The sequence below is a fragment of the Guyparkeria sp. genome, from assembly GCF_046545975.1.
GTDB lineage: Bacteria > Pseudomonadota > Gammaproteobacteria > Halothiobacillales > Halothiobacillaceae > Guyparkeria.
This window is the reverse complement of sequence record NZ_JBKGYT010000065.1, coordinates 1-10,137: the sequence shown is the minus strand read 5'-3', so window position 1 is coordinate 10,137 and position 10,137 is coordinate 1. Positions and strand designations below refer to the sequence as shown.

The window sequence follows — 10,137 nt, the reverse complement described above, 5'->3', positions numbered from 1 at the left end:
GTCGATCAGGGCAATTCGGCGAATCGATAGGTTGGTCAGCATGGTGACATGGTCCCTGGGGAAGGTCTGTACGAATACCATACCGCTCCGCGCGCCTTGAGCCGGGCAGATGCAAGGCGTCCGTTCGCTGCGGAAGGGTTATTCCCTTTCCAAGAACGGTAACGCAGCAGCTGCCCGGCTCAAAGCGTGCCCTGTGGGGCCCGGCGTTGCGCCGTCTTGACGTGGCCACCGGCACGGCGGCGACGCCGCGCCTTGATCACGGACGCCTCGCCGGGACGGAGTGGCATGGTATTCGTGCAGACCTTCCCTTGCCGCTGATTTCGAAGCAACAGGGCCTAGAACGCCTGTTCGCTCCAGCAGAGCTTGTCCCTCAGCAGGGAGTAGTGGTCATGGCCGGCCGGGTGGATCAGCCGGATCTCGTGTTCGAACTTGGAGATGGCGAGCACGTCGCCGCACTCCAGCGGCTGGTTCAGCTGCCCGTCGAAGCTCACCACCCCGCCGCCGCGAGATCCTTCCACCGGGCGGATCTCGATCTGGTGCCGGGCATCGACCACGATGGGACGGTAGCTGAGCGTGTGCGGGCAGATCGAGACGATGCCCACGGCGTGCAGGTCCGGGGCGATCAGCGGGCCGCCGGCCGAGAGGGCATAGGCGGTCGAGCCGGTCGGCGTACAGACCACCACCCCGTCCGAGCGCTGCTGGTTGACCAGGGTGCCGTCGATGCACATCTCGAACTCGACCATGCGGGCCGGGTCCCGCATCTTGAACGTCACGTCGTTGAGGGCGACGGACTCCATGATGCGGGTGTCGTTGCGCATCAGGCTCCCCTGGAGCAGGAAGCGGCGCTCCTCGCTGTATCGCCCGTCGAGGATGGCCGAGAGATGGCGGTCGAGGTCGTTGGGGCTGACATCGGCGAGAAAGCCGAGCCGGCCGAGGTTCACGCCCAGGATCGCGACATCCTCGTGCTGGCACAGCGAGCGGGCGGCGTTGAGCATCGTGCCGTCTCCGCCGATCACCACGATCAGGTCGCGATCGAGCCGGTCGCGCGAGAAGCGTCGGGCATCGATGTCGGGATCCGGGTTCTCGGCCGTGTCCTCCAGTGCCCAGTCCACGCCCTTTGCCTCGGCGATCGCGACCAGGTTGCGGTAGACCTCGGCCAGCGCGGGGCCTCCCTCGGGCTTGATGATGATTCCCAGTCGGGAGAAGGCCGGCTTCGTCCCGTCAGGGATGGCGCTGTCCTCGGTGTTTCGGCTTGACTGTCTGTTCATGTTTCCGGCTCGATGGTGTCGCGGCGTGCCCGGCGAGCGGGGTTGGGTTCCTGCTGCCCCCGGGTCAGTTGCTGGAGGATGACCATTTCAGGCCGATGATGCCAGCGACGATCATTGTCAGGAAGAGCAGGCGGGAAACGCTGGCCGGCTCCTTGAGGAAGGCCATCCCCAGCAGGGCCACGCCGGTCGCGCCGATGCCCGTCCAGACGGCGTAGGCGGTGCCCATCGGGATCTCGCGCATGGCCAGAGCAAGAAGATAGAAGCTCAACCAGGCAAGCACCAGTACCGCAATCGACGGGAGTGGGCGGGTGAAGCCGTCGGTGAAGCGCAATCCGCTGGCCCAGAGGATCTCCAGCAGACCCGCCAGAAACAGGATGACCCAGGCGTTCATGGCCACGTTCTCTTCCTCGGATCGGTCGGGTGTCGACTGCTCGCGGCATCCCGGTAGGACGGTGCGCTCGTCGCGCTCGACGTTGCAGTCTAGCAAAAGCCGTGGGGCGCGAGCGGGCCGGGCGTCGCGACGGGGTGATGCCATTTGGCACTCTCTGCCGGCGAGTGCTAGTTTAATGTCCCGAAGGCGGTCGGCCACCGACGCGAGGACCGGTTTTCGACGGCGCTTTTTCCGGCTGTCGGCCACGGCCTTCCCCAGGGAAATGCCCGGAACCGATTCGCGGTCACGCACGGGTGTGTGCCGCCGGATCCGAGCCCGGACAACCGGCCGAAGGCTTTTCGTGTTTTCCCACAGACAATCGGGTTTGGAGCATGGCTGAGACCTGGAGTGAACTTCCCGAGCGGGCCCAGACCCTGTTGCGGGTGCTGATCGACCGTTACACCGACGAGGGTGCGCCGGTCGGGTCGCGTGCGCTCGCGCGCATGTCGGATCTCAACTTGAGTCCGGCGACGGTGCGCAACGTGATGGCCGACCTCGAGGACCTGGGCCTAGTGCGCGCGCCGCACACCTCCTCGGGCCGGGTGCCCACCGAACTGGCCTACCGCCTGTTCGTGGATTCGCTGCTGATCGCCCCGGCGAAGGCGCCGGTGGACGCGCGCCGTCTCGAGGGCATTCTGCGCGAGGCGGCCCAGGACGATCCGCAGCACCTGGCGGACACCGCCTCCAACCTCCTGTCGAGCCTGACCCGCTACGCGGGCGTGGTCACCATCCCCTCCCGGGCCCGGGCGCTGTTCCGGCAGATCGACTTCGTCTCGCTCTCGCCCGGGCGGGTGCTGATGGTGCTGGTCACGAACGACGGCGGGGTGCAGAACCGCATCATCCATCCGGGCAAGCCCTATTCCCAGGACGAGCTGACCCGCTTCGCCAACTTCCTCAACGACCGGCTCAACGGCCAGTCGATCCAGGCCCTGCGCGAGACGCTGGTCGACGAGCTCAAGCACACGCGCGAGCAGATCGAGGGCAATCTGGCCGAGGCGGTCAACCTGGCCGAGACCGCGGTCGGTGCCGTGGAGGACCAGGCGGACGTGGCCGTGGCCGGCCAGGTCAACCTGATGGGCATCGACGAGCTGAGCGACGTCGAGCGCATGCGCCGCCTGTTCAACGCCTTCAGCGAGAAGCGGGAGCTGGTCTCCCTGCTGGACCAGTGCGAGCGCGCCCAGGGCGTGAAGATATTCATCGGCCGGGAGTCGGGCTCGCCGACCTTCGACGAATGCGGCGTGGTGGGGGCCTCCTACGGCGTGGACGACGAGGTCGTCGGCGTTCTCGGGGTGATCGGGCCCAAGCGCATGCCCTACGACCGCGTGATCTCCATCGTCGATGTCACCTCCCGGCTGCTGTCCACGGCGCTCTCGCGCCAGTAGCGGCGAGCGCCGGGGGATCGCGTCGCGGTTCGCCCGGATCGATCGCCGGCCTGCCGGTCGGGCAGCGGCCCTTGAAATCCCGGGGCCAGCCCCAACAGTCGGAAAATCGAACCAGACAAGCCAACCAGTTTCACTTCCCAATTCCAGGAGAGCTTCGATGACGGACAAGCCGGTCGATCAAGACGAGAACATGCAGGACAACCCTGAACAGCCGGCCGAGGGCGAGGGGCAGTCCGAGCAGGGCAGCGAGGTCGAGCAGCTCAAGGCGCAACTGGCCGAGAAGGAGGAAGAGCTCCTGCGCATGGCCGCCGAGATGCAGAACGTGCGCCGCCGGGCCGAGCGGGACGTCGAGTCGGCGCGCAAATTCGCCCTGGAGCGGTTCGTCGAGGGGCTGCTGCCGGTGGTCGATTCCCTGGAGCTGGGCATCGAGGCGTCCGAGAAGGAGGGGGCCACGCTGGAGAAGATCAAGGAGGGTGACGAGATGACCCTCAGGATGCTGATCCAGACGCTGGAAAAGTTCGGCGTCCAGCCGGTGCACCCCATCGGCGAGCGCTTCAACCCCGACCATCACCAGGCGATTACCACCCAGCCGCACGACGGCGAGCCCGACCACGTCGTCGACGTGATGCAGAAGGGCTACCTGCTTAAGGATCGCGTCGTGCGCCCGGCGCTGGTGGTGGTGTCCAAGCCGAAGCAGGACTGAGTTTTTCGGTCGTCCCGGCTTGAAAAATCCCGGGGCGGCCGCAAGTCCACGTTCAAGGGCTGTTCGGCGCGCCGGCTGCATGATCCCGAAACGGGATGGCGCCGCCCGCCGCAACGACAACGAATTTCACGCATTCAAATCAGAATCTGGAGACACGAATCATGGGCAAGGTAATCGGTATCGACCTGGGGACGACCAACTCCTGTGTCGCCATCATGGACGGCAAGTCCGGCAAGGTCATCGAGAACGCCGAGGGCGCGCGTACCACCCCCTCGGTGGTCGCCTACACGAACGATGGCGAGATCCTGGTCGGCCAGCCGGCCAAGCGCCAGGCGGTCACCAACCCGGAGAACACGCTGTACGCGGTCAAGCGACTGATCGGCCGGCGCTTCAGCGAGGACGCCGTGCAGAAGGACATCAAGCTGATGCCCTACAAGATCGTCGAGGCCGACAACGGTGACGCCTGGGTCGAGGTCAATGGCAAGAAGATGGCCCCGCCGGAGGTGTCCGCGCGCGTCCTGATGAAGATCAAGAAGGACGTCGAGGCCTACCTGGGCGAGGAAGTGACCGAGGCGGTCATCACCGTGCCGGCCTACTTCAACGACAACCAGCGCCAGGCGACCAAGGACGCCGGCAAGATCGCCGGTCTGGACGTCAAGCGGATCATCAACGAGCCGACCGCCGCGGCGCTGGCCTACGGCATGGACAAGAAGGAAGGCGGTGACCGCAAGGTCGCGGTCTACGACCTGGGTGGCGGCACCTTCGACATCTCGATCATCGAGGTCGCCGACATCGACGGCGAGAAGCAGTTCGAGGTCATGTCCACCAACGGGGACACCTTCCTCGGCGGCGAGGACTTCGACAACCGCCTGATCGACCACCTGGTCGCCGAGTTCAAGAACGAGCAGGGCGTGGACCTCTCCAACGACGCACTGGCCATGCAGCGTCTGAAAGAGGCCGCCGAAAAGGCCAAGATCGAGTTGTCCTCGACCGAGCAGACCGACGTGAACCTGCCGTACATCACGGCGGATCAGAGCGGTCCGAAGCACATGAACATCAAGGTCACGCGGGCCAAGCTCGAATCCCTGGTCGAGGAACTGGTCAAGCGCACCATCGAGCCCTGCAAGATGGCGCTCAAGGATGCCGGCGTGTCGGCCTCCGACATCGACGACGTGATCCTGGTCGGCGGCCAGACCCGCATGCCGAAGGTGCGTGACACGGTCGCCGAGTTCTTCGGCAAGGACCCGCGCAAGGACGTCAACCCGGACGAGGCCGTGGCCGTGGGTGCGGCGATCCAGGGCGGCGTGCTCTCCGGCGGCGTCTCCGACGTGCTGCTGCTCGACGTCACTCCGCTCTCGCTCGGCATCGAGACCATGGGCGGCGTGATGACCAAGCTGATCGAGAAGAACACGACCATCCCGACCAAGGCGAGCCAGACCTTCTCGACCGCCGAGGACAACCAGACCGCCGTGACCGTGCACGTCCTGCAGGGCGAGCGCGAGATGGCCAGCGGCAACAAGTCGCTGGGCCGCTTCGATCTCACCGAGATCCCGCCGGCGCCGCGCGGCGTGCCGCAGATCGAGGTCACCTTCGACATCGACGCCAACGGCATCCTGCACGTCTCGGCCAAGGACAAGGGCACCGGCCGCGAGCAGAAGATCGAGATCAAGGCCAGTTCCGGCCTGTCCGAGGAGGAAGTCGAGCGCATGGTGCAGGACGCCGAGGCCCACGCCGAGGAAGACAAGAAGCAGAAGGAGCTTGTCGAGGCGCGCAACCAGGGCGACGGCATGATCCACACCATCGAGAAGACGCTCTCGGAGGCGGGCGACGCCCTGACCGACGAGGACAAGAAGCCGGTCGAGGATGCGATCGCCGAACTGCGCGAGGCCATGAAGGGTGACGACAAGGCGGCCATCGACGCCAAGGTCGAGGCCCTGTCCCAGGCGTCCGCGGCGGTCATGCAGAAGGCCCAGGGCGCCGCCCAGGGTAGCCAGGCCGGCGGCGAACAGCCCGCCGGTGGCGAACAGGCGAAGAAGGACGACGACGTCGTCGACGCCGAGTTCGAGGAGGTCAAGGACGACGACAAGAAGTAAGTCGTTCCGCCTCGACCAGTCAATCATCCGCCTCCCGGGGTGGGTGATTTTTTGTGCCGCGCGGCGCGCGGTGCAACCGAATTCCATGGACGGGCCGCCCGGCAACGGGGCCCGTCCAGCATTATTCCGGCCCGGCGCGCCCCGTGCGCACCGGGCGGCAATCGATTCAGCCGTTAGAGATCGACCATGGCAAAACGTGACTACTACGAGGTGCTGGGGGTCAGCAAGAATGCCTCGGCCGATGAACTGAAGAAGGCCTATCGTCGCCTGGCGATGAAGCACCACCCGGACCGAAATCCGGGTGACGAAAAGGCCGAGGGCTTGTTCAAGGAGGCCAAGGAGGCCTACGAGGTCCTTTCCGATCCGCAGAAGCGGTCGGCCTACGACCAGTTCGGCCATGCCGGCGTCGACGGCCAGGGTGCCGGCGGCTTCGGTGGTGGCGGTTTCGGCGGCGGGGCCGGCTTTGCCGACATCTTCGGTGACGTTTTCGGCGACATCTTCGGTGGCGGTCGCGGCCGGGGCGGGGCGACCCGCGGTGCCGACCTGCAGTACAACCTCCGGCTGTCGCTCGAGGAGGCGGTGCGGGGCACGACCGTCGATATCCGCATTCCGACGACCGAGCCCTGCGCGACCTGCGACGGCAGCGGCGCCAAGCCCGGCACCGGCAAGAAGACCTGCTCGACCTGCGGCGGCCAGGGCGCGGTGCGCATCCAGCAGGGCTTCTTCTCCATCCAGCAGCCCTGCCCGGACTGCGGCGGGGAGGGCCAGGTGGTCGAGGACCCCTGCACCGACTGCGGCGGCACCGGGCGTATCGAGACGCAGAAGACGCTGTCGATCAAGATTCCCGCCGGCGTGGACACGGGCGACCGTATCCGCCATTCGGGCGAGGGGGCGCCGGGCGAGAAAGGCGGTCCCCCGGGAGACCTGTACGTCCTGATCGACATCAAGCCGCACCCGCTGTTCCGCCGGGAGGGGGCGGACCTGCTCTGCGACATGCCGATCAGCTTCACCACGGCCGCGCTCGGCGGGGAGATCGATGTGCCCACCCTCGACGGCAAGGTGAAACTCAAGATCCCCGAGGAGACCCAGACGGGCAAGGTGTTCCGCCTGCGTGGCAAGGGGGTCAAGCCGGTCCGTGGTGGCGCGCAGGGTGACCTGCTGGTCACGGTGCACGTCGAGACCCCGGTGAAACTCACGCGCAAGCAGCGTGAGCTGCTCGAGGCGTTCGAACAGTCGCTCGGTGGTGGCGAGGACGAGGGCAGCGTGGCGAAGAAGCACCGCCCGCGTCAGCATTCCTTCCTCGACTCGGTGAAGCGTTTCTTCGACGACCTGCGCGGCGAGTGATGCGCGGAGTCCGCATTCGGCCGGCCCGACCGGCCGGAGCGATTGACTTTTGTGGCCTTTGTCCTTATATTCCGGTTCCCGCGAACATTGGCTTAATGAAGTGATGCCGGGCCCCATATGGGGCTTTTTTATTTTCCCGGAGGGGTTCTTGGCCCCGGGCGGCGCGATGTTCGCGGACGCGGAACGGACCGGGTTATTTCGGAGGATGGAGCGCGAGTGCAGAGAATCCCGTCGACGATCGAAGAGATGCTCAAGCCGGAGGTCGAAGGCCTCGGGTTCGAGTGGGTCGGTGGCGAGTTCCGCGGCGGCCCCAATGGCCTGCTGCGCGTGTACGTCGACCACCCGGACGGCATGACCCTCGACCACTGCGCCGATATCAGCCATGCACTGAGCGGCGTGCTGGACGTGGAGGACCCGTTCCCGGGCGCCTACCGGCTGGAGGTTTCCTCGCCGGGCGTGGAGCGTCCGATGTTCCGCACGTCGGACTTTGCCCGCTTCGTCGGGCACCGTGTCCGGCTGCGTCTCTACAAGCCGGTGGCGCGGCAGAAGAAATTCGAAGGTGTCATCCAGGGCGTGGACGGTGAGGACATTACCGTGCTCGTCGACGAGGTGGGTGAGCTGGTCTTCCGTTTCGAGGAGGTCGACAAGGCCAACCTCGTGTACGAGTTTGCAGACAACAGCAAGCGCGGGCGCAACAAGCGAAAGAAGCGTGGCGCGGCGCGGAAATAGAGCGATCTGGCTAGCAACATGAACAAAGAAATCCTTTTTGTCGTCGATTCGGTTTCCAACGAAAAGGGCGTCGACCGCGACGTGATCTTCGAGGCGATCGAGGCCGCACTCGCCCAGGCGGCGCGCAAGCGCCACGGCGGTGATATCGAGACGCGTGTCGAGATCGATCGGGAAGACGGCAGCTACCGTACCTTCCGGCGCTGGGAAGTGGTCGAGGGCGAGACCTCCGAGCACCCGGAGCGCGAGATGATCCTCGAGGCCGCCCAGATGGACGACCCTGAGGTGCAGGTCGGCGACTTCATCGAGGAAGAGATCGAGTCGGCGGAATTCGGTCGCATCGCCGCCCAGGCCGCCAAGCAGGTGATCGTGCAGAAGGTGCGCGAGGCCGAGCGACGCCAGGTGGTGGACGCCTATATCGATCGCAAGGGCACCCTGATCATGGGCCTGGTCAAGCGCATCGATCGCGGCAACGTCATTCTGGACCTCGGCGGCAACGCCGAGGCGATGATCCCGCGCGACGAGATGATCGGTCGCGAGGCCGTTCGCCCGGGTGACCGCCTGCGTGGCTACATCACCGACGTGCGCCACGAGCCGCGCGGCCCGCAGATCTTCGTCTCGCGCACCGCGCCGGAATTCCTGATCGAGCTGTTCAAGCTCGAGGTGCCGGAGATCTCCCAGGGGCTGATCGAGATCGTCAGCGCCGCCCGCGACCCGGGCCTGCGCGCCAAGATCGCGGTGCTCTCGAACGACCCGCGCATCGACCCGGTGGGCACCTGCGTGGGCATGCGTGGGTCCCGGGTGCAGTCCGTGACCAACGAGCTCTCCGGGGAAAGGATTGATATCATCGTCTGGGACGAGAACCCGGCCCAGTTCGTGATCAACGCCATGTCGCCGGCCGAGGTCGTCTCGATCGTCGTCGACGAGGACGCCGGCAGCATGGACGTCGCGGTCAGCGAGGAGAACCTCTCCAAGGCGATCGGCCGTGGTGGCCAGAACGTGCGTCTGGCGAGCCAGCTCACCGGCTGGCAGATCAACGTCATGAGCGAGGAACAGGCGCTGGAGAAGGGCGAGGCCGAGACCCGCCGCCTGACCGAGCAGTTCATGGAGGCGCTCGACGTCGACCAGGAGGTCGGCGAGGTGCTGGTCGAGTCCGGCTTCACCACCATCGAGGAGATCGCCTACGTGCCCACCGAGGAGCTGCTCGAGGTCGAGGGATTCGACGAGGGCATCGTCGAGGAACTGCGCAACCGCGCCCGGGATGCCCTGCTGACCATGGCGATCTCCGGCGGTGCCGAGGACGAGGAAGAGTCCGAGGTCTCCGGCGAGGCGCTTGCTCTCGAGGAACTCGATGGCATGACGGACGAACTGGCCGCCCGGCTGCGCGAGAACGACATCAAGGACTCGGAAGACGTTGCCGAGCTTTCCATTGATGAGTTGACGGAATACGAAGGCGTGGACGAGGAGCTTGCCGGCCGGCTGATCATGGCCGCCCGCGAGCCCTGGTTCGCCTGACCCGGTCGGGCCTTGTCCGACCAGCCGCCACCGGTGAGTGCCGGGGCGAAGTTTTCGATGTTTGAATAGTTTTCAGGACCACAGGAGTCGTTAATGTCCGAGGTCACGGTTAAAGAATTGGCAAAAGTGGTTGGCGCCACCCCGGAACGGCTGCTTGAGCAACTGGCTGAAGCAGGCGTTTCGGCGTCTTCCGTGGATGCCAGTGTCAGTGACGACGACAAGATGAAGCTGCTGGCCCATCTGCGCAAGTCGCGTTCGTCGGGCGAGGGGGAGGCCAAGAAGCCGTCCTCGCGCATCACACTGAAGCGCCGCTCGCAGCAGGAAATCAAGGTTGGTGGCGGCGGCCGTGGCGGCAAGACCGTCGCGGTCGAGTACCGTCGGCGCAAGACCTACGTGCCCCGGGAAGAGATCGAGCAGGAGCCCGAGGCCGAGAAGCCGGTGACCGAGGAAGCGCCGACCGCGCGCACCGAGGAGCCGGAAGTCGAGGCCCGTCCTGTCGCCGAGGAGCCGAAGCCGGCTGCCGAGGAGAAGGCGGAAGCCGAGGCCCCGGCCGAGCAGGCCGAGGAGAAGGCGGAAGCCGAGGCGCCCGCGGAGGAAAAGCCGGTCGAGCCCGAGGAGAAGGTGGCCGAGGCCGAAGAGGCTGCAGCCGAGCCCGCAGCGGGCGAGGAGTCCACCG

The 10,137-nt window shown here is 66.2% G+C and carries 9 protein-coding genes; 7 read left to right on the top strand and 2 right to left on the bottom strand.

Annotated features, from left to right (window positions below):
- Positions 1-335 precede the first annotated feature (335 nt).
- The gene (locus ACLFMY_RS06950) at positions 336-1,268 is read right to left on the bottom strand and encodes an NAD(+)/NADH kinase (RefSeq protein ID WP_410763884.1); all 933 of its coding nucleotides are present in this window, start codon (positions 1,266-1,268) and stop codon (positions 336-338) included.
- Between the two features lie 64 nt (positions 1,269-1,332).
- Complete coding sequence (locus ACLFMY_RS06945) at positions 1,333-1,803, bottom strand: DMT family transporter (RefSeq protein WP_410763883.1); 471 nt, start codon at positions 1,801-1,803, stop codon at positions 1,333-1,335.
- A 227-nt stretch (positions 1,804-2,030) separates the two neighbouring features.
- Between ACLFMY_RS06945 and hrcA the strand changes: the two genes are divergently transcribed.
- From hrcA to ACLFMY_RS06910, 7 genes are all read left to right on the top strand, one after another.
- The gene (gene hrcA / locus ACLFMY_RS06940) at positions 2,031-3,080 is read left to right on the top strand and encodes a heat-inducible transcriptional repressor HrcA (protein WP_410763882.1); all 1,050 of its coding nucleotides are present in this window, start codon (positions 2,031-2,033) and stop codon (positions 3,078-3,080) included.
- 157 nt (positions 3,081-3,237) lie between these two features.
- On the top strand, positions 3,238-3,783 hold the full coding sequence (gene grpE, locus ACLFMY_RS06935; protein ID WP_410763881.1) for a nucleotide exchange factor GrpE: 546 nt from the start codon (positions 3,238-3,240) through the stop codon (positions 3,781-3,783).
- Between the two features lie 161 nt (positions 3,784-3,944).
- A complete protein-coding gene (gene dnaK / locus ACLFMY_RS06930) occupies positions 3,945-5,876 on the top strand; it encodes a molecular chaperone DnaK (protein ID WP_410763880.1) in 1,932 nt (643 codons plus the stop codon).
- A gap of 186 nt (positions 5,877-6,062) precedes the next feature.
- A complete protein-coding gene (dnaJ, locus tag ACLFMY_RS06925) occupies positions 6,063-7,220 on the top strand; it encodes a molecular chaperone DnaJ (protein WP_410763879.1) in 1,158 nt (385 codons plus the stop codon).
- Positions 7,221-7,436: 216 nt separating this feature from the next.
- Positions 7,437-7,949, top strand: a complete 513-nt coding sequence (rimP, locus tag ACLFMY_RS06920) for a ribosome maturation factor RimP (protein WP_410763878.1) — start codon at positions 7,437-7,439, stop codon at positions 7,947-7,949.
- 18 nt (positions 7,950-7,967) lie between these two features.
- Entirely contained in the window at positions 7,968-9,461 is a 1,494-nt protein-coding gene (nusA, locus tag ACLFMY_RS06915) for a transcription termination factor NusA (protein ID WP_410763877.1), read from the top strand.
- 93 nt (positions 9,462-9,554) lie between these two features.
- Positions 9,555-10,137, top strand: a 583-nt coding sequence (locus ACLFMY_RS06910) for a translation initiation factor IF-2 associated domain-containing protein (protein WP_410763876.1), incomplete at its 3' end; no start/stop codon positions are given.

Coding starts and splice junctions, on each gene's coding strand:
- ACLFMY_RS06950 (WP_410763884.1), bottom strand. CDS start 1,268: ATGAACAGACAGTCAAGCCGAAACACCGAGGACAGCGCCATCCCTGAC.
- ACLFMY_RS06945 (WP_410763883.1), bottom strand. CDS start 1,803: ATGGCATCACCCCGTCGCGACGCCCGGCCCGCTCGCGCCCCACGGCTT.
- hrcA (WP_410763882.1), top strand. CDS start 2,031: ATGGCTGAGACCTGGAGTGAACTTCCCGAGCGGGCCCAGACCCTGTTG.
- grpE (WP_410763881.1), top strand. CDS start 3,238: ATGACGGACAAGCCGGTCGATCAAGACGAGAACATGCAGGACAACCCT.
- dnaK (WP_410763880.1), top strand. CDS start 3,945: ATGGGCAAGGTAATCGGTATCGACCTGGGGACGACCAACTCCTGTGTC.
- dnaJ (WP_410763879.1), top strand. CDS start 6,063: ATGGCAAAACGTGACTACTACGAGGTGCTGGGGGTCAGCAAGAATGCC.
- nusA (WP_410763877.1), top strand. CDS start 7,968: ATGAACAAAGAAATCCTTTTTGTCGTCGATTCGGTTTCCAACGAAAAG.